Here is a 22,637-nt window from a genome sequence, read left to right as displayed (position 1 = left end):
TTACATCCCCTCGTTTTCTTTCTGCCGGGCCTGTTCCACAATTGCAATAAAGACGGCATTCATATCGGCGCCGGGCAGGCGCAGCTTTTCCCTGATTTCATCAGGTCTGCCCAAAACCAGAAGGGCCCCCTTATCCTGAATCATAATGCGGTCGCAGTATTCTGCTTCATCCATAAAATGCGTCGTAATGATAATCGTCGTTCCCTGGGCAGACAATCGTGTAATCTGCTGCCAGAACTGACGCCGGGCCAGCGGGTCGATGCCGCTCGTCGGTTCATCAAGGAAAAGGATTTTCGGTTCATGCAGCAAGGCCGCTGCCATGGAAAGGCGCTGTTTATATCCGCCAGGCAGTCGTTCGGCTACGTAATCGGCCTTCTCGGTCAGCTGAAACTCTTCCATGACGGCTGTGATGCGCCGCTCCAGTTGCCGCCGTGTAAGGCCATAAATACCGCCAAAAAAACGCAGGTTCTCATAGACGGTCAGGCTGCCGTAAAGTGAAAATTTTTGTGCCACATAGCCGATATTTGCCCGCGCCTGCGTACGGGCCTTGCGCAGGTTCACTCCGGCTACGCTGAGATAGCCCGAGGTAGCCGGCAAGAGTCCGCAGAGCATGCGGAAGGTCGTCGTCTTACCGGCGCCATTAGGTCCCAAAAGGCCGAACACTTCACCGCGATGGACCTGGAAGGACGTATGGCGGACGGCGACAAAATCGCCAAAGGTGCGGACGAGATCGCGGGCTTCTATATCGACCGGCTGGGTCAACGGATCGACAATGAGGCCATCCGTCCGGGCAAGCTCTGGCACAGCCTGCCGTTCCTGTGCTGCGTCCTGATGTAAGAGAATCATAAACGCATCTTCCAGGCGCGGCGCTACAGGTTCTTTTTTCCAGCCATGCTCTTTCAGTATGTCCGGTACGGCTGCCGGCGTCGTCGTAATAACCCGCACGCGCCCGCCTACTGGTACGGCATCGGTCACGCAGGGATCGCGCAACAGTTCACTTTGCAAAATGCGCAAGGAAAAGCTCGCCGGTGAAAGAACGCTAAAGCAGCGCCCCGCTGCAAGACGACAGAGGTGCTCCGGCGTGCCAGCTGCCAAAATGCGCCCGCGGTTCAAGACATATACGTCCTGGCACAGGCTGGCTTCTTCCATATAGGCCGTACTGACGAGCACAGACAGGTGTTCTTCCTGCACCAGACGCTGCAAAATTTCCCACAGCTCCCGCCGCGACAGGGGATCAACACCGGCCGTCGGTTCGTCGAGCAAAAGCAGCTTGGGCGAACGGACGAGAGTACAGGCGAGTCCCAATTTTTGTTTCATCCCGCCGGAAAGCTTACCTGCCAGACGGCCTGTAAAGGGAGTCAATCCGGTCATTTCCAGGAGCCGGGCAAACCGCTCCTGCCGCTGTGCTGCCGTAATGCCGTGGAGATCGGCATAGAGATCCAGATTTTCCTGTACCGTAAGGTCTTCGTAAAGGCCAAATTTTTGCGGCATATAGCTGAGTTCATCCTGTACAGCCTGAGGCCTTTCGGCCACGTCCAGGCCGACGACGTGAAGGGTCCCTGCATCGGCCTTCATGAGGCCGCACAAGAGGCGCATAAAGGTCGTTTTGCCGGCCCCATCAGGGCCGATAAGTGCCGTCAGCTGGCCTGTCCGGGCGGTCAGGTTCACGTCCTGCAGGGCCGCTACGGGAGGCAGCTTTTTCGGGTAAAAGATTTTGCTTATGCCTGCCGCTTCAATAACGGCTGTACTCATTTTGCTCCCTCCAGATCAATCGTAACCGTTGCCGGCATACCCAGGCGCAGGACGTTTTGCGGATCGTCTACATAGACCCGCACTTCATAGACCAGTGCCGTGCGCAGTTCATCTGTTTGTACGGTTTTCGGCGTAAATTCTGCTGTGTCCGCAATATAACCGATCTGACCGGCAATAGGCGTATCGGGCTGGCTGTCGATATAGACCCGGGCTGCCTGTCCTTCGTGAATCTTGCCCAGATCCGTTTCTTTTACATATACACGGACCCATTTCTTATTTAGAATTGATAGTTTAAAGACCGGAGCCGATGGCGAGGCCATATCCCCCGGCTCCAGGAGGCGGCTGCGGATGACGCCGTCTGCCGGTGCAGTGAGTACGTATTGGCTGAGGACATACTCTTCCTGGGCCAGTTCGTCTTGGAGGGCCTTTAAATTAGCCTGAGCGGCCGCAATATCTTCATGGCGCGCACCGTTTTGAGCCAGTTCCCACGCTTGTTTAGCCGCTTCTGCCGTCGCTGCTTTGGCAGCCGCATCGTGTTGTGCCGTATCCAGCTCCTGGCGGCTCACACCTTGAATATCTTCATAAATTTGTTTGGTCCGGTTATAGATGCCGGCTGCATTTTTAGCAGCCGACACTGCCGCATCATAGTTGGCCTGGGCCTGACGGATATCTTCAGGCCGGTTGCCATTGAGCAGCTTATCTACAGCGCTCTGCTGGGCAGCGATCTGGGACTTCAATTTCTGAATTCCCAGCTGCAACTCCTTACTGTCTAAGGTTGCCACGACCTGTCCGGCCTTCACCGTGTCGCCTTCGTCGACGAGAACACTGTCAATACGATCGCTTTCCCTGAAGGCCAGGGATACTTCACGCACATCCACATTGCCTGATAAAGTAAGCTGGGTCGCTGCCCGTCTGGCTGCCGCTGCTTCGTATTGCGTATAGGCAAAATACGCGGCACAGGCCAAAAGCAGCACCAGCAGGATTGCCATTCCTTTTTTATTCCGTTTCATAGGCTATCCCTCCTGTTATTCCACACGTACTTCTTACCTATATCATACCACAATGTGAAATGACTTATAAAGAAAAGGTATGCGAACAGTTGCTAAAAAACCCCTGCCGCAACGACAGGGGTTGTATTTCATCTTATTTTGCATAATCAATCATCCGCGTTTCACGAATGACAACGACCTTGATCTGACCGGGATATTCCAGTTCAGCTTCAATGCGTTTTACAATGTCGTGAACCAGCAGGACGCAGTCAGATTCATCCAGTTTTTCAGGTTTAACCATGACACGAATTTCACGGCCCGCCTGTATAGCAAAGCAATCTTCGACACCGTCGAACGATTTTGCGATTTCTTCGAGTTTTGTCAGACGCTTCAAATAGTTTTCCAGCGTTTCCCGTCTTGCACCTGGCCGTGCTGCCGAAACAGCATCTGCCGCTGCTACGAGAACAGCTTCTACACTCTTTGGTTCTTCATCACCATGATGAGATGCAATACAGTTGATGATCGGTTTCGATTCGCCATACTTCTTGGCTACTTCTACACCAATAGAAACATGGGTACCTTCCATTTCGTGATCCAAGGCCTTGCCGATATCGTGGATCAGGCCGGCACGCTTGGCCAGATTATCATCGACACCTAATTCGGCAGCCATGATTCCTGCCAGCTGGGATACTTCTACAGAATGGCGCAGTACGTTCTGGCCATAGCTGGTGCGGTACCGCAGGCGGCCCAGGATTTTGATCAGTTCCGGATGGAGACCATGAACACCGGCTTCATACGTTGCCTGTTCCCCGGCTTCACGGATTTTCTGATTGACCTCTTTCCGGGCCTTTTCGACCATTTCTTCAATCCGTGCCGGATGAATACGGCCATCGGCAATCAGTTTTTCCAAAGCAATACGGGCAATTTCACGACGGATAGGATCAAAACAGGACAAAATAACAGCTTCCGGTGTGTCGTCGATAATCAGATCGACGCCCGTCAGCGTTTCAATCGCCCGTATATTGCGGCCTTCACGCCCGATGATACGGCCTTTCATTTCGTCGTTCGGCAGGGATACGACAGAAACGGTCGTTTCCGCCACATGGTCGGCAGCACAACGCTGAATTGCCGTAGAAATGATTTCCCGTGCTTTTCCTTCTGCTTCTTCCTTGGCTTCCTCTTCCAGATTTTTAATGAGCATCGCCGTTTCATGCTTGACTTCTGTCTTGACGTTGTTCAGGAGCAGTTCTTTCGCATCATCATAGGTAAGACCGGAAATACGTTCCAATTCTTCCATCTGACGGCTGTACAACGAATCAATTTTCTCTTGCGTTTTAGCAATTTCCTCTTCTTTGTGCTGCAACGCTTCATCGCGTTTTTCCATAGAATCGGATTTCTTGTCCAAGTGCTCTTCCTTTTGCAAGAGACGGCGTTCCATCCGCTGGAGTTCATTTCTCCGTTCTTTGTGATCCCGTTCTGCGTCAGCCCGCATTTTATGAATTTCTTCCTTGCCTTCCAGAACGAGTTCTTTCTTGCGCGATTCTGCATTTTGCCGCGCCGTCGTAATGATCCGTTCCGCTTCTACTTCTGCCTTGCCAATCTTTCCTTCAGCAATTTTCATCCGATAGAAGTAGCCCGTTCCTACGCCGATAATGCCACAAGCAACTGCTGCTGCAATAGTAGCTAATAACATAACCTTCTCTCACCTCCTCTTCACAATAAAAAGCCGAACACGCGTCCGGCTTTTTATATGTGTAATTATTTCATTTACATCATTTTCAAAAAACCTGCAATTACGCAAAATAGGTAACCAGTATCTAAACCGGCTCTTATAATTGTAAATTTTTTTACTTCTCATGTCAAGATATACACGCCTGCCTGTCAAGGTGCGTATAATCTTAAAGGATCAGTCCCAACGGCGTTCCGAAAGGATGCTGCTGATAACGAAGGGAGAGAAGCCGCGGTTTTGTAAAAAGCGGGCCACCTTACGCGGATCCGCCGCCGTATCAAAGCGGCGTTCTACCAGCTCCGCGGCTACTGTTTCTTCGTCAAAAGGCTCTACTTCTTCCCGTTCCGGCACAGGCAGGTGACGACGCTGCAGGCGCGTCACAATATAGCGGTGACCATATTGCCGTTTTCTGGCGTAATATTCATACACGGCTACGGCCAGACGTTCGTCGTCAATAAAACGTTCTTGCCGCAGCGTCTCCAACACGGCTTCAATGACAGTATCATCAGCCCCGCGCTGCCGTAATTTCCGGGTCAGCTCGCCAGCGCTAAGAAAGCGTGTATTCAGCAATCGCAAGGCTTTTGCATACGCTTCCTGATACTCCATCTTACTCTTCTTCTCCTGTCAGGTCTGTATCATCTTCCACGTCATGCATCTGCACTTCTTCCGATACTTCTTCAAACTTTTCCGGTTCGGCAGCCAGTGTGTCGCGAATGATTTTCTCAATTTCGTCGGCAATTTCCGGCCGTTCTTTCAGGAAGAGTTTTACGTTTTCCTTGCCCTGACCGAGACGTTCGCCCTTATAGGAATACCACGTACCGCTCTTTTCGATAATATCCATAGACGACCCCAGATCGAGGATCGTACCTTCACGGGAAATGCCTGTGCCATACATGATATCGAATTCGCAATTGCGGAACGGCGGTGCTACCTTATTCTTGACCACCTTGACGCGGGCCCGGTTGCCAATGACGTCGCCGCCCTGCTTAATGGCTTCGCCCTTGCGGATTTCTATACGGATAGACGCATAGAATTTAAGAGCCCGGCCACCGGTTGTCGTTTCGGGGTTGCCAAACATGACGCCGACCTTTTCACGCAGCTGGTTGATAAAAATGACGATCGCTTTCGATTTGGAAATAATGCCTGTGAGCTTACGCAGAGCCTGGCTCATAAGGCGTGCCTGCAGGCCTACGTGAGAATCGCCCATTTCGCCTTCGATTTCCGCTTTCGGCACCAGTGCAGCTACAGAGTCGACGACGATAATATCGACAGCGCCACTACGGACGAGTTCTTCTGTAATTTCCAGGGCCTGTTCGCCATTATCCGGCTGAGATACGAGAAGGTTCGCCGTATCGACGCCCAAATGGCGGGCGTAAACCGGATCGAGGGCATGTTCGGCATCGATGAAGGCTGCAATACCGCCGCTCTTCTGGGCCGACGCAATGGCGTGCAGGGCCAGTGTCGTCTTACCGGAAGATTCAGGACCATAGATTTCGATAACCCGGCCGCGGGGATAGCCGCCTACACCAACAGCAAGGTCGACAGCGAGGGAGCCAGAAGAAATGACTTCAATGTTCATCTTGTCGGCTACGTCGCCTAAACGCATGATGGCGCCTTTGCCAAAATCCTTTTCAATCTTGCGCATTGCATTTTCTAGTGCAGTTTGTTTAGCTTCCATATTTCACTCCTATTTTATATATTCTAAAAGATATTGAACGGCATAATATATAGCACGCGTAGCTGCGCGTTCTTTCACTTCACTGCGGTCTCCGGGATAGACATCGCGGTGCGTTACGGTTCCCCACGGGCCGGCAATCCCTGTATAGACGAGACCTACAGGCTTATCGGCTGTACCGCCGGACGGACCAGCTATACCGGTCGTGCTGATCGCAATATCGGCACCATAGAGGCGGCAGCTCCCCTCAGCCATTTCCCCGGCCGTCTGAGGGCTTACTTCCGTGTAAGCTGCCAGGGTTTTCGCAGAAACGCCAAGGATTTTCTCTTTCATTTCATTGCAATACGTTCCGGCAGAACCGAGAAAATACGCAGAACTGCCGGCTATATCCGTAATCAGGGAACCGACGAGACCACCTGTACAAGATTCAGCCGCACTCAGCGTCAGCTTATGGGCTTTCAAAATCCGGCCTAAGGCAGCGGCCAGCGGTTCCTGGTCGATCGTCACGGCGGCGCGCTGCAGGCGCCGTTGCAGTTCTTCTGTCAGCGGTTCCAGCAAGGCCGTCGCTTCTGCTTCGTTTGCGGCTTTTGCCGTGAGGCGTACTTCTACGAATCCGGGCCGGGCATACATGGCAATCGTCGGATTGGACTGGCCCTTGATAAGATCCATGAGGGTTTCTTCAATAAAGGCTTCACCCAAATCACAAATCTTGATATAGCGCGATTTAATATAGCCCTGGGAACCAAAGGTCTGAAGCAGGTATGGTTTCAAGCGGTTTTCATACATCCAGCGCATTTCGGCCGGTGGTCCTGGCAGGTGGACGAGGAGTTTGTCCTCCTTATGGATAGCTACGCCCGGTGCCGTACCGGCACCGTTTGTAAAAATGGCAGCACCGGCGGGAATCATAGCCTGGCGTTTCTGGTTATCCGTCATCCGGCGGTTGCTGTGATGACCTTCTACCCAATCTTTAATAGCCGCTTCTATTTCTGCATGATATTCCAAGGGGGCGTCCATAATTTTGGCCCCGATGATCTTCGTCATATCGCCTTGCGTCGGTCCGAGTCCCCCTGTCGTAATTACGATATCGGCACGGCTGAGAGCCGTACGCAGAACCTGTTCCATCCGCTGCGGATTATCGCCGACGGTCGTATGATAGACGACGGAATAGCCTAAACGGTTTAATTCCTGTGAAAGATACTGGGAGTTCACATTGACGATTTCTCCCAGAAGAAGCTCGGAACCAGTCGTTACCAGTTCTACTAACATACACGTCCCCCCAATTATTACTCGGCCAGTTCAGCCACCAGATCGTAGGCAAAGCCCTGGGCAATGCGGACGGTAACCATATCGCCGGGCTGTACGTCTGCCGCATCTTCCAGATAGGTCAGGCCATCTACTTCCGGCGCCTGAATTTCGATGCGGCCTACGGCCTGGCGCTGGCCATTTTCTTCTTCGATCCGTTCCACCAGCAGCGTATGCAGGGAACCTTCCAGTTCCTGATTGCGGTGTTCCGATACCTTGGCCTGGATGGCCATGAGCTGGTGATAGCGTTCTTCTTTAACTTCTTGTGGAATCTGATCCGCCATGCGTGCTGCCGGCGTTCCGTCTTCCTGGCTGTACGTAAAGACGCCGACGTCATCAAATTCCGTCTTTTCTACGAAGTCGCAGAGTTCCTGGAATTCTTTTTCCGTTTCACCGGGGAAACCGACAATAAAGGTCGAACGCAGTGTCAGCTTGCGGCCATGGGCACAGAGCTTATCTACCAGGCGCAGGACATCTTCTTTCGAGTCACGGCGGTTCATGCGTTCCAGCACGGTCTGGGAAATGTGCTGCAGTGGCAGATCGACGTAGGGACAGATTTTGTCTTCTGAAACGATGAGGTCCAACAGTTCATCTGTGAAATAATGCGGATACAAATAGAAAAGACGAATCCAGCGGATGCCTTCAATTTTGACCAGCTGGCGCAACAATTCCGGCAGCAGGGAGTGGCCGGCCAGGTCAACGCCATAGCTCGTCGTGTCCTGGGCGATAAGGTTAATTTCCTTAACGCCATCAGCGGCCAATTGCTTTACTTCTTCGACGACAGAATCTACGGGACGGCTGTACAGCTTGCCCCGTACGTGGGGAATAATGCAGAAGGTACAGCCATTGTTACAGCCTTCGGCAATTTTTACATACGCTGTATACCCCGGCGTCGTGCGCTGACGGCTCGTATGGGCATCATACAAATGGCTTACGTTGTCCATGAAGCAGGCCCGCTTGCCTTTTTTGACCGAGTCGATTGCTTCGAGAATCCGGTCCCATGAGCCCGTGCCAAGAAGGGCATCGATTTCCGGCATTTCCTTGAGCAGGTCTTCCTTATACTGCTGGCTCAGACAACCCGTAACGATGAGGATCTTGCAGCGGCCTTCCGTCTTATAGCGGGCAGCCTGTAAAATCGTATCAATCGATTCCTGCTTAGCCTGTTCGATGAACGTACACGTGTTGACGATGATAATATCCGATTCATCCAGGTCTTCCGTAATTTCCATATGGTGATCCTTGAGAATCCCCAGCATTACTTCCGTATCAATCAGATTTTTAGAACAGCCTAAGCTGATAAAACCAATTTTTTCCATGCAGATTATGGTTCCTTTCCAAAGCGAATAGTTTTAATCCACCAATCCTGAATGTTCCTGCGCCCTTGATCGGTATACAGCTTGCGTACCGGGAAGAGGACCGGATACATATTGCGTCCATCCAATTCCTTCGGCAGCACATCGCTGGCGGAAGTCAGGAAGAGATGTTGTTCATGTAATACACCTAAGACACTGCGCGACAAGAGCCAGTCCGTAAAGAGATAGGACAGGTTTTTGTCGCTGCACCATTTGGTAATACCGCTGCCATAGAGCCAATACGACGTGCCATTTTCCGGATAGAGCACGATAATCGGTGCTTTATCGTTCAGATACTGCCGTGCTGTCGCTGCATCAGCAACACCTACATCGGCTTCTCCTGCAGCTACACGGCGAACAATGGGCGTCATGGACTTAGCGTAAGAAGCAACATGGGTCTGCAGTGCTTTAAAGTACCGGCTCGACGCCTCTGTCCCGGACATTTCTACGTAGGAACAGAGAAAAACACCGGCTAAATCCGTTGCAGCCAAATCGGGAAAAGCCAGAACCAGGTTAGGATCTGTCAGGAGATCATCCCACGTTTCCAATTGGTCGCCGCGGCGCTGGTAATAGTCACGGCTGACGACGAAGACCATGGGGTTGTACCAAAGACCCGTCCAATAACCGTTGGCGTCTTTAAACGAAGCCGGTACAGTCCCCGTCGTAACAGATGTATACGGTTGCAGTAAGGCCGCCTGCTGCAGATTCTTTAAAATCGGTTCCGACGCAATGATCAAATCCGGTCCGTGTACCGAAGCTGCGTCGGCCACAAGTGTCTGCAACTGTTCATCCGTCCGGGTTTCAATCTGTACGCGCATGCCCGTATCGCCATAAAAAGCCCGTGCTAAGGCATTATTTACATCAGCAGGCATGTCCGAATAGACGACGAGATGCTGCTCCGAGCGGTATGCTTCTTCTGCTTTTTGTTCCTGTTGCTGTTCTAACAGGACATTACTAAACCACAAGACAGCCAAGACGAAACAAATGACTGCCAGTAATGGTATATTTTTTTTCATAACATCACCTGAATGCAGAATGGTTCGTCCGGGCTTTCTTGCCTTGTCCACGCCGTATATCATGATTCCCCGTCACACCTGCAGCGCGGCGGCCCGGGCGGGTTTTAGCCGTAGCTGCGGCAGGCTGCCTGCCCCGGCTCCCCTGTTCTGACCGTTTACCGGGACGGCGCGGCGGAATGAGGCACTTCGGGCCGTAGCCAATCAGATCACGGCGACCGCACAGGCACAACGCCTTGTGAACAATATCGTAATTAGCCGGGTTCTTATATTGCATGAGGGCCCGCTGCATTTGCTTATCTTCGGGCCGGCGGGCAACGTAAACCTTTTCTCCCGTCAAGGGATTAATGCCCGTGTAATACATAGCCGTAGAGAGACTGCCCGGCGTAGGAATAAAATCCTGTACCTGTTCGGGCTGCATATGCATATCCCGCAAAAATTCAGCCAATGCTACGGCATCCTTCAGGGTACAGCCCGGATGACTGGACATGAAATAGGGAACGAGATACTGTTTTTTCCCAATTTTCTCATTGGCTTCGTCAAACCATTTTTTAAACGTCAAAAAGGCCTGAACGTCGGCTTTCCCCATGAGATCCGTTACGTGTTTGACGACATGCTCCGGAGCTACCTTTAACTGGCCGCTTACATGATACCGGCACAGTTCTTCTACGAATTTATGATTGTGGTCTGCCAGGACATAGTCATAGCGCAAGCCCGAGCGGACGAACACTTTCTTGACGCCTGGGAGCTTGCGTATTTCCCGCAGCAGGTCCAAATAGTCAGCGTGAGACGTATCCAGATTAGGGCACATTTCGCTGCCCACACAGTGGCGGTTCCGGCAGACGCCGGCTGTAAGCTGTTTTTGGCACGATGGATGACGGAAATTAGCCGTCGGTCCGCCTACATCGTGAATATAGCCTTTAAAGTCCGGCAGGCGAATCATGCGCTGCGCTTCGCGGATAAGGGATTCGTGGCTACGGTTTTGCACAATAGGCCCCTGATGGCTGGTAATGGCGCAGAAGTGACAATGACCAAAGCAGCCCCGGTGGCTGGTCAGGCTGAACTGTACTTCATGCAAGGCCGGTACACCGCCGGCAGCATCGTAATCAGGATGCCAGCGACGCTGAAAAGGCAGTTCATAAATGGCATCCATTTCTTCTGTGGTCAAGGGCAGTGCCGGCGGCGTCTGTACGACATAGCGGTTTTCCGACTGCTGGATTAAGGTTTTTCCGTAAAAGGGATCCTGTTCTTCATACTGTTGTTTAAACGCCTGGGCAAAGACCAGTTTATCTGCCTTTACTTCTTCATAAGACGGACAGACGACGGTCTTATCCGTCACAGGAGGGTGACTCGTTACGTAGCAGATGCCACGGATATTGTACATTTCAGCCACGCTCTTCCCTTCGGCGAGGGCATCGGCAATTTCGACTACTGAGTGTTCCCCCATGCCATAGCTGAGCAGGTCTGCCTTGCTGTCTAGGAGAATAGAATGACGCACTTTATCTGACCAATAATCGTAATGGGCAAAGCGGCGCAGGCTGGCTTCAATACCGCCGATAATAATAGGAACATCCTTGTAGGCTTCCCGCATGCGGTTGGCATAAACGATAGTAGCCCGCTCCGGCCGTTTACCGGCTATGCCGCCTGGTGAATAGCTGTCCGTATTGCGGATTTTCTTGGCAGCGGTCTTTTCGCTCAGCATGGAATCCAAATTACCGGCTGTAATCAGGGCAGCCAAACGAGGCCGTCCCAAGGCCTTAAACGGTTCGGCACTGTGCCAGTCCGGCTGGGAAATGATGCCCACGCGATACCCCCTGGCTTCGAGCACACGGCCGATTACGGCTGCGGCAAAGCCTGGATGATCGACGTAAGCATCGCCGTTAATATATACAAAATCCAACTGGTCCCAGCCGCGTTCTTCCATATCACGACGGCTGGTAACCAAAAATTTTTCTCTCATAATGTACCTCTATAAAAGTAACCAGATAATAAGCAGCAAAAAGAGAATAATTCCTGCTACGAGGGTTATTTCCTGCCACTTTCCCTGGCGGCGCCGCTCTTTTCCCCGTTCCTTGCGGACGGGATTCCCCGTGACTGGACGGACTTCAGGCTGTGGCGTCCGGGAAACAAAAGATTCTTTATATTCTTCTACCAGCGCTTCTCCATTCAGTCCAAGATAGTTTGCGTACGTACGAATAAACCCTTTGACGAAGACAACGCCGGGAATCGTATCAAACTTTTCTGTTTCTACAGCTGCCAAATATGCTTCTTTAATATTGGTGGCGTCGGCCACTTCTTTCAGTGTACGGCCCTGCCGTTCCCTTTCTTGTCGTAGTCGGGTTCCTATAGAAGACAAAAAATCGCTCCTTTCAAAAGTACAGGCTATCGTTTTTATTATATACTATTATTGTAGAAAATGGTATCACGACTGACTGCTGAAAAACTTTTCCTGTACTTCTGCCGGCGACATAATAATTTCGCGCGGCTTTTTATTGCCTTCATTAGGGCCGACAATACCCATGGCTTCCATCGTATCGATCATGCGGGCAGCCCGTGTAAAGCCGACGCGAAAACGGCGTTGCAGCATAGACGACGAGGCCTGGCCTGTTTCTAAGACCATATCGATGGCCTGGGGCATGAGATCATCCTCAAAAAATTCGCCCGTATCGCCACTGCTTTCCTGCGTCTGCTGGATGGATTCGTCGTACTGGGGTTCACTGACATTCTGATTCTTAATAAACGTAACCAGGCGTTCGATTTCCGGATCAGAAATGAAGGCCCCCTGGACACGAATAGGCTTAGGTGCCCCAGTCGGGAAGTAGAACATGTCGCCGTTACCAATGAGCTTTTCAGCACCGCCCATATCAAGGATCGTACGGGAGTCGGTCTGGCTCGATACGCGAAAGGCAATGCGGCTGGGAATATTGGCCTTGATAAGGCCTGTAATGACGTCTACAGACGGACGCTGCGTAGCCAGGACCAGGTGCATGCCACAGGCCCGGGCCTTTTGGGCCAGGCGGCAAATAGAATCTTCGACATCGTTTGAGGCAGCCATCATGAGGTCCGCCATTTCATCGATTATGATGACCACATAGGGCATCGCTTCTTCAGGATATTTCTCATTAAAGCTCTTAATATCCCGGGCAAAGCCCTGGGAAAACCGTTTATACCGGTCATCCATTTCCCGTACGGCCCAGCGCAAGGCATTGGCTGCCTTTTTCGGGTCCGTTACGACAGGCGTCATCAAATGGGGAATTCCATTATAAACAGAAAGTTCTACGACTTTCGGATCGATGAGTACCAATTTGACATCTTCCGGCCGTTGTTTAAAGAGAATGCTGGCAATAAACGTGTTGATACACACGCTCTTCCCGGAACCGGTCGTACCGGCGACGAGCAAGTGTGGCATTTTAGTAAGGTCGGCAATGACCGGATTGCCGGCAATATCCTTGCCCAGGCTGACGGGTACACCGCTGGCAGCGTGCTGGAACGCGTCGCTTTCAAGCACGTCCCGTAAGTTAACGCCGGTGCGGCTCTTATTGGGTACTTCAATGCCTACTGCCGCTTTGCCCGGAATAGGTGCTTCAATAAACACCTGCGTTGCCGCCAAATTGAGGGCAATATCATCGGCCAGACCGACAATGCGGCTGACGCGGACACCGGCTGCCGGTTCCAGCTCATAGCGCGTTACTGACGGTCCCTGGCTGGCATTGGTTACTTTTGCTTCAATGCCGAAGTTCTTTAACGTTTCCTGCAAAATCACGGCATTTTCCCGGGCTTCTTCGCTCAGCCCTTCAGCCAGCGGCTTGCCCGGCTTTAAGATGCTCAGGGAAGGCAGACGATATGTGTTTTCGCTTTTCGCTACGGCTACAGCCGGACTGCCTTGTGGTGCCACATCGACGGCCGTAGCCGTGGCGTCGATTTCAACGGGCTTGAGATCGGCCAGTTCTTCTTTCAGGATATCCCGGGCAGCCTCAGGTGCCGGGCTTTCTGCCAGGTCCTCACCGGTTGCCGGCGGCGTAACCGTCTTGGCAGACACAGCAGAAAGAACAGGGCGCGTGCAGGGCAAGGCCGGCTCGGCATCGTTCATACGGGGTTCTGCTGGAGCCTCCGGTTCCAGTAGTTCGTGGTCAGGACCGTACTCTTCTACAGAAAGGAAACCACCTGGCGCCGCCGGTACATATTCGCTATGAGTCGGTGTTTCCGGCTCTGACGGCAGTGCGGGCGGCACTGCCGCTTCGCCTGCAGCGTCTGCGGCTTCGCTGCGCTCTTCTTCCCGGCTGTTTTCTTCTTCTTCTTTTTCAATGTCAAAAATATGATGGTGTTCATGCCATTTGCGTGATGCTTCCTGCAGGCCCTCTACGGCCTTATCAGACACCTTAGCGACCTCTGCCGAAGCCTTGTCTGAAACGAGCGTAACGGGCCGGGAAATAGACCATTTTTTCCATATCAGCAACGTGACTCCGGCCATGGCCAACACGCTTAAAACAGCGCCAAACTGACCGAGAAACGAACGCAGGGCCGAAGCGACAAAGCCGCCAATAAGCCCGCCGCCAACACGCAACATAGGCGGCATAAATTCTGTTCCCTCCGGCACGAACACGAGATGGATCATGCCTAAGAATAAAAGATAAAGAATAGCGCTGGCCAGCCAGTTACGGGTCAGCGGGCAGGCCTTGCGCACCATAATATATTTCAGGCCTAAGCCGATCAGTGCCAGTGTAAAGAGGATCCGGCCACTGCCGAAAATATACGACAGGATATTGTCCAGACTATGGCCGGCACTACCCGTATCTACGCCAACGATACTTACGCTCATAAAGATACCGCTGCAAATCAGGATGATGCCCAGTATTTCGTACCGTAAGAGGGATGTTTCTGTATTCTTTTGTTTCTGCGTACGGCCCTTGCGCTTACTTGCCGTACGGCGCGATTTCGTATGCTGCGTTTGCTTGCCTTTCGCTTGTGCCAAACTCATTCACCTTCTGTTACGACACCTTCTGTGTCATTTATTCTTTGCCACACCGTTTCTTCCAGCGTTCAGCCATGGCTGCCTCAGCACCACTATCAGTTGCTTCATAATAGCGATGCTCTTTAAGGGAGTCAGGTAAATACTGCTGTTCTACCCAGTGGTGCGGATAGTCGTGGGGATACTTGTACCCCTTGCCATGGCCCAGGGCTGCTGCGCCCTGGTAGTGTGCGTCGCGCAGCCACGCCGGCACACCGCTGCCACTGCCGTACCTGCGTACATCGGCAGTTGCCGCATTTACAGCCAGACAGGCACTGTTGCTCTTCGGTGCACAGGCTACATAGATGACAGCTTCAGAAAGGATAATTTTCCCTTCCGGCCAGCCGACAAGCTGCACGGCCTGTGCAGCGGCATTGGCTACTACGAGGGCCTGCGGATCGGCCAGACCTACGTCTTCTGCAGCACAGATAACCAGACGCCGGGCAATAAAAGAAGGCTGTTCACCCGCCTCTATCATGAGGGCCAGATAATGAAGAGCCGCATCGGGATCAGAGCCGCGCATGCTTTTAATAAACGCTGAAATCGTATCATAGTGGGCATCGCCTTTTTTATCATACGTATAGAGACGCCGGCCGGTTACTTTTTCTACATCTGCTGCGGTCATCGTACTTCCCGGCGGCAGCATGAGGCAGATTTGTTCTAAGAGATTGAGTCCGGCCCGGGCATCACAGTCAGCCACGCGGGCAATGGTTCCTAATACCTCATCCTTGGCCGCTATGGACAGCCGGCCCAGTCCCTTCCGGCTATCACCGAGGGCCCGCCGCAAGACGGCAATAATGGCTTCTTCCCGTAAGGGTTCAAAGGTCATGACGCGCAGACGTGACAACAAAGGGCGGTTGACTTCAAAATAAGGATTTTCCGTCGTCGCCCCAATGAGTGTCACTGTACCGTCTTCTACATATGGCAGAAGCACATCCTGCTGATTTTTATTAAAGCGATGAATTTCATCGACAAATAAAATGGTCCGTTTTTGGTATACCTGCAGCGTTTCCCGCGCTTCCTGTATGAGTCCGCGTAGTTCCGCCGTGCCTGCCGTTACAGCATTCACTTTGACAAAGCGGCTGTGCGTAACTTGGGCGATGACGTGAGCCAGTGTCGTCTTACCGACACCGGAGGGCCCATAAAAGAGCAGGCTCGGTAAGGTATCGTGTTCAATCATAGCCCGCAAAAAGCTGCCCGGCCCAATCAGCTTTTCCTGGCCATATATCTCATCCAGCGTTTCCGGCCGCATACGTACGGCAAGAGGCGCAAAAGTACGCTGCGTTTCTTCGGCAGCCAGAGAGAAAAGATCATCTCCGTCCATTTGTTTGCTCCTATTGTAAATAGAAAGCCGCCAAGATAACTTAGCGGCAATAAAATCGTTCCATTCATAATCAAAAAAACAAGAAAAAAGAAGCCCCACCATGCCGTTTATAAACCAAGTTTTGAGCCTGCCTGAGCAGGTGGGTGTCCTCCTATGAAGATCGACAGTCCAGTGAAGGCATTGCCTAACAACACAGAGTCCGGACTCCCAATGTATAAGATGTTGGTCCAAAACACTAGATCATTTTACGCACACAGTAGGGTTTTCTCTTGCACTTAGTATAATAAAATACTAGAAAAAAATCAAGTCTTGACAAAGTAATTACAAAGCCTTATACCTGTGGCGGTTGAATCTAAGGCCTAATTCGTATATAATTTTGGGCAGATACACAAAGAAAGGACACACCATGATGGATAAAAAATATTTCTTCTTTGATATAGACCGGACGCTGGGTCTCGATATTTCCCAGGTCATTCCGGCCGATACGGTATACTGCCTGCGGCGGCTGCAGCAAGAGGGGCATTTCATTGCCATTGCCACAGGGCGTCTGCAATGTGATGGCTGGCGTACAGCCCATCGCTACGGCATCCCCTCCATGGTCAGTGATGGCGGCAACAGCCTGACCCTGGACGGCAAGGTAATCGAAATGGAAGGCCTGCCAATGGAAAACTGCCGGGCCCTCCTGCACGAGCTGGAACGGCGCCACCTGCCTTGGGCCATCTTCCCGGACAACACACTCCTCCGGTACACGCCCTACGAAGAATTCCGCCACCTGGGCCAGGCCAATCTCTTTACGACAGTCGTACAGCCCATCGACATCGACCGGGTGCAGCGGATTTACAAACTGGTCCACGTGCGTCCTGCCCCTGGCGATCCGCCCCTTTCTACGTATGGCTTATCGCGTCTGCCTTACATTACCAATACGTACCTCGTAGAGCCGACAGATAAAGGCGCCGGTATCCGCCGTCTCCTGACGCACATCAAGGCCCGCCCGGAAGATGCCGTCGTCTTTGGTGACGGCTTGAATGACCTGGCCATGTTTGTGCCGCCTTTTTTCCGCATTGCCGTAGGCAATGCCCGGCCGGAGCTTAAAGAACGGGCCGACTTCGTTACGAAGGATAACGACAAGGGTGGTATTCTATACGCGTGCCGTAAATTCGGCTGGCTTTAACCTACGCTGCCACAGCTGTCAAAAACCCTGTACCAACAAGCGCTGTATACGCTTGGGGCACAGGGTTCTTTTTTGAGTAGTGTAGTATATTTTAGCGTTCAATCATTTCGTGATTGGCCACTTTTTCAAAATACCGGTTGGTCCATTTCCAGCGGTTATGCAACCAGAACCAGTCCTCCGGGTATTTACGTATATGCTCTTCCAAACGGTCATTCAGCGCCTGCGTAACGTCATAGACGTTTTGTTTCTTTTCTTCCCGTGTAGGCCGTACGCCTTCGGCAAAGGGGCGGAAGGGCGGCAGCACCTCAATAACATGATGATACGGCCGGTCTTCGTGAATAAACGTGGAAATAATCGGATAGTTTTTGAGCGCAGCCATTTTGGCCGGCCCATCAGCGGTCAGGGTGTCGCGGCCAAACCAGCGTACCATAATGCCTGTATAGCCCGGATCCTGATCCATGAGCAGGCCAATATAATGGCCGTCATTTAGAAAACGGACCATATCACGGATACCGGTCTTATAGGTAACGTGCTGCTTCATGAGGGCCCGGTACTCGTTAATAAAGGCGTCGGCACTGTGACTGTTTTGTTCCTGGGCGACCGAAATAAGGGGATAGCCATGCATGGCCAAAACGGCACCCAAAAGTTCCCAGTTGCCTGCGTGGGACGCCATAAAGACGGCCCCTTCGCCACTTTCCTTTAGTTGATCCAAATATTCTTTTCCCTGCCAGGTTATCTTTTCATCGAGCTTTTCTTTCGTATATAAGGGGTACGAAAGGACTTCAATGATCATAGGTCCAAAACGGCGGCTGCTGGCCTCGGCAATATCCATGGCTTTTTTAGGGTCATCTGTAATGCCGCATTCCATAATTTGGCGCTGGGCCAGCTTTTTTCGTTTTTTCGGCACAAAGGTCCAAAAGAACCAGCCAATAAACGTCCCCATGCCGCGCCGGACTGCTTCCGGTACGTGGCAGATAATCCAGCTCAATACTTTCATGAACGTATACATGGGCTAGCCTCTTCTTATTGCGCCGTTTTAGCTTCTAATTCGGCAAGCTTCTTTTCCAGTTCTTTAATCCGTTTTGACATTTGGGGCAAATGCTTCAAATAGATCTGTGAACGTTTCCATTCCATATGCGGCTGAATCGGATAGCCGGCATAGGTCTGATTGCCCTTGACATTCCCTGTAATCCCCGTTTTACCGGCAAAGACGACATTATCGCCGATCGTAATATGACCGGTACAGCCTACCTGGCCGGCAAAGACGACGTGATTTCCTGCCTTGGTGCTGCCAGCAATGCCAACCTGGGCAATGAGGAAGCAATCTTCACCAATTTCGACGTTATGGCCCAAGTGGACGAGGTTATCGATTTTCGTACCTCTGCGGACGAGGGTACTGCCGAGGGTCCCGTTATCGATACACGTGCAGGCACCGACTTCTACATCATCCTCGAGTTTGACGTTGCCAATCTGGGGGATACGCGTATGCTTGCCTTCATTGGTAGCAAAGCCAAAGCCTTCGCCGCCAATGACTGCATGGGCACGAATGACCAGGCGGTTGCCAAGCTCACAATTTTCGTGAATGACAGCGCCCGGATAAATGACGGCATCATCGCCGATGACCACGTTATCGCCAATGAACACATAGGGATAAATGGTGCAATTCTTGCCTATTTTGACATGTTTGCCAATGACTGCATAGGCCATCACAGAGGCATCTTCGCCAAGGCTGGCACTGGGATCGACAACTGCTGTCGGATGAATGCCTTTGGCTACAGTCTGCCGCGGGTGGAAGAGGACTAAGAGCTGGGAAAAGGCCAGGCGCGGGTTTTCTACCAGCACCAGTGTATTATCGCCAGCCGGGACCTCGTTCGCTACGATGACAGCGCCGGCATGTACTTGTGGCAAATACTCTGTATAAGGATCGACGGCAAAGGTAATATCCGTCTTGCCCGCTTCTGCCAAACCCTTAATATCTTCGATTTCCCGTGTGCCATCACCGATCACGGTTCCGCCTAAAATAACGGCCAGCTCCTGTACGGTCTTTTTCAATATGGTCAGCCCCTTTACTGTAATTTTGCAATCAAATCGTCTGTTACATCGATGCCACCGCTAGGTACGACCTCTTTATATACGACGATGCCTACGTTTTTATCTTTGGCTATATCAGCCAGCTTGGTCTGAATTTCGGAAAGAAACTGCTGCTGCATGCTGGCCGCATAAATCTGCCGTTCCTGCTGAGCCTGCTGCTGTTTTTTCTGAAAATCTTCTGCTGACATGGATTGCTTGTCTTTCTGCAGTTCATCATTCAGGGCCTTATCCTTATCTTCCATCTTTTTCTGGTACTGTTGTACCATAGGTGCTTCTTTTTGCACCCGTGCCATATCGACATAGCCGACTTTATCTTCACTGCCGCAGCCGCTCAAAGCGCCAATAGCCAGGATCATGCATACTACAGCAGCAAACCGTTTTCCTAATCGTTTCATTCGCGAAAAGCCTCCTGTTTATACCAGCTTGACAATAATATCGTCGGTCACATCCCGTGCCGTCCCTACGCCCTCATAATTGGAGAGAATCAGGTCAATGCCCTGCTCCTGGGCGACACTGGCTGCTTTTTCTCTGATATCCGCCAAGATCTTCTCTTTCTGTTCGTTCATTTCCTTTTCTTTCTGTTCCAGCTTATCTTTCCATTCCTTGTTCCACACGGCCGGTTCCGGACGCTTGTTCAGCTCGCCTAGCTGCTGCTGGAACAAAGACTGATTTTTTTGCTGGCGTCCCTGCAATTCATTCTTTACCTGAAGGGCATACGCTTCCAGCTCTTTTTGGGCCTTTTCTTTTTCCGGCGCCATGGCGGCCTTTACTTCGGCTACGGTTGCTTCGTCGATAGTCTGGTTATTGCCGCCTTTGCGGAGCAGAGCTTGCAGCTCCTGCTGCGTCGTCTGCCGTTCTTCCTTGCTCAGCGCCATCGTTTCCAGCTTCAGCCGCAGATTGACGATTTTCAGGTTATCCGCTGCCGAAAGCTCAGGCTGATCTTTTTTCTTCGCCTGCAGCAGTTCCTGATACTTTTGTTCCAGGCCGGCATTGAGCTCATTTTGCTTGATTGCCACGCGGGCCTGCAGTTCCTGATTCAGGGCAGCCGTCGACAAGGCGTCGGTCACAGAGAAATCCCGTTCCGCCTTTCCTTGGAGAGCCGCCTGATGCGAATAGTTCCATTGCTCGAACTGGTATTGTGCCACCATGGCATTGTATTCCAGTTCCAGGTGATGGTATTGACTATACGCAGGGTGGCTCATCATGATATGTTCCACATCGGCATAAGCGATGACTGGCCCTTTTTCTTTGGCAGGCGTTGCCGGTGTGCGGCTGTGCATAAGCCAAAAGGCCAGGCCCAGGCAAAACGCAAGCAGTATGGCACCGGCAATAGCCGCGTATTTCCGCTTCATGGCATCAGATCCTTATTTGGACTGGGTAGAATCACTGGACTGGCTGGATGAGGAAGAACTGCCCGATGCAGCCGGCTGGGATTCACTTAATTTTTTAGAAACCTGTTCTGTAATATCCTGGCCACCATAGAGTACGGCCCGTTTGTCGATGACAATGCTCAAGCCCTTCGTACTGGCAACGCTGCCGACGGCGTCATCGACTTTATCCTTTACGCCCTTATAAATAGTTTCCTGTTTTTTCGCTAATTCATCCTGCATCTGACTAAAGAGCTGTTGTTTCTGTTCGTCAGTCATGTTTGCCGACTGTTCTTCAAATTGCTTCTGTGCATCCTGGCTAGCCTGCTGCATTTCTTTTTGGGCATCAGTAATCGCCTGATTATCTGGCGGAATGACCTTACTCATATCGACGACGCCAATATTGCTGGACGGTGCGGCATTGACAGGATTGCCCATCTGCATAACGGCCACACCGGCAACACTCAGTACAAAGATTGCCGCAATGACTGCGGAAAAAATCTTTACGTTTTTCTTCTTACCCATTTCTGACATCATAACTACATTACTCCTTTACAAGTTCCTATAAGTAACCGATGACACGCAGCCACGTGTCATGATCGGAAATGAGATACTCCAGGCTGACGTATTCATGAAAGCGGTACGTCAGTCCTGCTTCATCTTCATGGTGTGTCAAATCCCGATCGTAACGGAAGCCCCAGCGTCCGCCCAAATGCTGGCGCAGCCAGAGATGATGACTATCATCTTCCGTTTCAAAATCATACCCTAAGCGCGTATTCTTGCCGGCACGATAGAAATATCCGGGAATGACATTCCACTCCAGTGAACCCGGCATGAACTCCACATCGGTGTACAGCTCATGTGCCTTGCCCAGCTTACGGCCTACACGGGCCCGCAGGACCGTATTATCATCCTTACGGTGACCGCCTCTTTCGTCACGGTTAATATCCATATAGACTTCTGCCTGCAAATCATAAAAGTCTGTTTCTGACTTCAAGTTAATCCGCGTATTTTCTCCTACCTGCAGCTCTGGCTGCACGCGCAGCTGATAATGCTTGATGACCCACTGCTCTTGCAGTGTTTGCTGCAGATCCGACCGGATAGACGTAGCATGACGCTGCACAAATGCAACAGGAAGACCGTCCAATCCGGCGTAACGGTCTTCCATGTGCTTGCGTGTGCTGAGAAAAATCAATTTCGGCAGATTTTCAGCTTCTACATTGACGTTGACATTACGCACGACCGGCAGCTTCGGCAGGAAAAAGACCTGTACTTGTGCTTCCGGCCCTGGCGTAATGACGATATGCGGATAAAATTCTGGCAGTTCTGTTTCCAGTTCTGCTTCCATGACGGCCTGTACTGTACCATTGGCCCAATCCAGGGCATCGACAGGCAGTCCCACCAAAAGGTTTTCAATGAAGGCCTGGGCGTGAGCGAGATCGTTTCCTGCCAGCTGCTGGCCTAAAGCTGGCAATGAACCAAAGTCAAAGGCAACGTGCACGCTGCGGATCGTGTCTCCCCACGGACGGATTTGTACGCGCAGGACCGTTTCCGGTCCCGGCACGATTTGGATATGTTCAACCGTATAACCGATGAGCACGCGGTCGATAATATCATAGACCTGACGGTTGTACTCGGCTTGCCGGCGCAGGATATCACCGTCATCCTGCTGGAGAAAGACGTGATTGCCTACGGTTTGAATACTGGCAGCAATCCGTTTTTCTACTAACGGCGGTATGGTTCCTGCCGTTGCCGTAAGCTCCACGGTTACCTGACTGACCGGTGCTGCCAGGGCACTACTTAGACTAGCACAGACAAACAATCCCGTCAACATACAAGTACGAAACATGAACTCCCCACCTAT

19 protein-coding genes and 1 other RNA gene are annotated in these 22,637 nt (G+C 51.7%); 1 reads left to right on the top strand and 19 read right to left on the bottom strand.

What is annotated here, in order from left to right:
- The 13 genes from PGX44_RS03920 to ssrS all read right to left on the bottom strand — a co-directional run bounded on the left by PGX44_RS03920 (position 1) and on the right by ssrS (position 16,410).
- The gene (locus tag PGX44_RS03920) at positions 1-1,752 is read right to left on the bottom strand and encodes an ATP-binding cassette domain-containing protein (RefSeq protein WP_498854339.1); all 1,752 of its coding nucleotides are present in this window, start codon (positions 1,750-1,752) and stop codon (positions 1-3) included.
- A complete protein-coding gene (locus PGX44_RS03915) occupies positions 1,749-2,762 on the bottom strand; it encodes an HlyD family secretion protein (protein WP_498854338.1) in 1,014 nt (337 codons plus the stop codon). The genes PGX44_RS03920 and PGX44_RS03915 overlap by 4 nt, the downstream gene beginning before the upstream one ends.
- Positions 2,763-2,895: 133 nt before the next feature.
- Positions 2,896-4,434 carry a ribonuclease Y gene (rny, locus tag PGX44_RS03910; protein ID WP_186501924.1) on the bottom strand — a complete coding sequence of 513 codons (1,539 nt, stop codon included), beginning with the start codon at positions 4,432-4,434 and terminating at the stop codon, positions 2,896-2,898.
- Positions 4,435-4,647: 213 nt separating this feature from the next.
- Positions 4,648-5,076 (bottom strand): regulatory protein RecX, encoded by a 429-nt coding sequence (locus PGX44_RS03905; RefSeq protein ID WP_498854337.1) that lies wholly within the window; start codon positions 5,074-5,076, stop codon positions 4,648-4,650.
- A 1-nt stretch (position 5,077) separates the two neighbouring features.
- Positions 5,078-6,148: a recombinase RecA gene (gene recA, locus PGX44_RS03900; protein ID WP_498854336.1), complete on the bottom strand. Its 1,071-nt coding sequence runs from the start codon at positions 6,146-6,148 to the stop codon at positions 5,078-5,080.
- Positions 6,149-6,157: 9 nt separating this feature from the next.
- Positions 6,158-7,411, bottom strand: coding sequence for a competence/damage-inducible protein A (locus PGX44_RS03895; RefSeq protein ID WP_498854335.1), 1,254 nt, complete (start codon positions 7,409-7,411; stop codon positions 6,158-6,160).
- A gap of 17 nt (positions 7,412-7,428) precedes the next feature.
- Positions 7,429-8,763 carry a 30S ribosomal protein S12 methylthiotransferase RimO gene (gene rimO / locus PGX44_RS03890; RefSeq protein ID WP_498854334.1) on the bottom strand — a complete coding sequence of 445 codons (1,335 nt, stop codon included), beginning with the start codon at positions 8,761-8,763 and terminating at the stop codon, positions 7,429-7,431.
- A gap of 5 nt (positions 8,764-8,768) precedes the next feature.
- On the bottom strand, positions 8,769-9,815 hold the full coding sequence (locus PGX44_RS03885) for an ABC transporter substrate-binding protein (RefSeq protein ID WP_498854333.1): 1,047 nt from the start codon (positions 9,813-9,815) through the stop codon (positions 8,769-8,771).
- Between the two features lie 4 nt (positions 9,816-9,819).
- The gene (locus tag PGX44_RS03880; protein ID WP_498854332.1) at positions 9,820-11,772 is read right to left on the bottom strand and encodes a YgiQ family radical SAM protein; all 1,953 of its coding nucleotides are present in this window, start codon (positions 11,770-11,772) and stop codon (positions 9,820-9,822) included.
- A 9-nt stretch (positions 11,773-11,781) separates the two neighbouring features.
- The gene (locus PGX44_RS03875) at positions 11,782-12,168 is read right to left on the bottom strand and encodes a helix-turn-helix domain-containing protein (RefSeq protein ID WP_498854331.1); all 387 of its coding nucleotides are present in this window, start codon (positions 12,166-12,168) and stop codon (positions 11,782-11,784) included.
- A 66-nt stretch (positions 12,169-12,234) separates the two neighbouring features.
- Complete coding sequence (locus PGX44_RS03870; RefSeq protein WP_498854330.1) at positions 12,235-14,784, bottom strand: FtsK/SpoIIIE family DNA translocase; 2,550 nt, start codon at positions 14,782-14,784, stop codon at positions 12,235-12,237.
- Between the two features lie 37 nt (positions 14,785-14,821).
- Positions 14,822-16,144, bottom strand: coding sequence for a replication-associated recombination protein A (locus tag PGX44_RS03865; RefSeq protein ID WP_498854329.1), 1,323 nt, complete (start codon positions 16,142-16,144; stop codon positions 14,822-14,824).
- 88 nt (positions 16,145-16,232) lie between these two features.
- Positions 16,233-16,410: non-coding RNA, 6S RNA (gene ssrS / locus PGX44_RS03860), on the bottom strand.
- Between the two features lie 140 nt (positions 16,411-16,550).
- On the opposite strand from ssrS, the gene PGX44_RS03855 reads away from it, so the two are divergent.
- Positions 16,551-17,315 (top strand): HAD hydrolase family protein, encoded by a 765-nt coding sequence (locus PGX44_RS03855; RefSeq protein ID WP_498854328.1) that lies wholly within the window; start codon positions 16,551-16,553, stop codon positions 17,313-17,315.
- Between the two features lie 91 nt (positions 17,316-17,406).
- On the opposite strand, the gene PGX44_RS03850 is transcribed toward PGX44_RS03855, so the two are convergent.
- Genes PGX44_RS03850 through PGX44_RS03825 form a run of 6 tightly spaced genes read right to left on the bottom strand, consistent with a single transcriptional unit; the run spans position 17,407 to position 22,622 of the window.
- Positions 17,407-18,324: a lysophospholipid acyltransferase family protein gene (locus PGX44_RS03850; RefSeq protein ID WP_289001110.1), complete on the bottom strand. Its 918-nt coding sequence runs from the start codon at positions 18,322-18,324 to the stop codon at positions 17,407-17,409.
- 14 nt (positions 18,325-18,338) lie between these two features.
- Positions 18,339-19,367, bottom strand: coding sequence for a UDP-3-O-(3-hydroxymyristoyl)glucosamine N-acyltransferase (gene lpxD, locus PGX44_RS03845; protein WP_498854327.1), 1,029 nt, complete (start codon positions 19,365-19,367; stop codon positions 18,339-18,341).
- 14 nt (positions 19,368-19,381) lie between these two features.
- On the bottom strand, positions 19,382-19,801 hold the full coding sequence (locus PGX44_RS03840; RefSeq protein WP_186501936.1) for an OmpH/Skp family outer membrane protein: 420 nt from the start codon (positions 19,799-19,801) through the stop codon (positions 19,382-19,384).
- Positions 19,802-19,819: 18 nt separating this feature from the next.
- On the bottom strand, positions 19,820-20,758 hold the full coding sequence (locus PGX44_RS03835) for an OmpH/Skp family outer membrane protein (protein WP_498854326.1): 939 nt from the start codon (positions 20,756-20,758) through the stop codon (positions 19,820-19,822).
- Between the two features lie 12 nt (positions 20,759-20,770).
- Positions 20,771-21,310, bottom strand: coding sequence for an OmpH/Skp family outer membrane protein (locus tag PGX44_RS03830; protein ID WP_186501938.1), 540 nt, complete (start codon positions 21,308-21,310; stop codon positions 20,771-20,773).
- 25 nt (positions 21,311-21,335) lie between these two features.
- Entirely contained in the window at positions 21,336-22,622 is a 1,287-nt protein-coding gene (locus tag PGX44_RS03825; RefSeq protein WP_498854325.1) for a hypothetical protein, read from the bottom strand.
- Positions 22,623-22,637: the final 15 nt, after the last annotated feature.

The sequence above is a fragment of the Caecibacter sp. AF58-12pH5A genome, from assembly GCF_027681725.1.
Classification (GTDB): Bacteria; Bacillota; Negativicutes; order Veillonellales; family Megasphaeraceae; genus Megasphaera; species Megasphaera hominis.
This window is presented reverse-complemented; position numbering and strand designations above follow the sequence as displayed.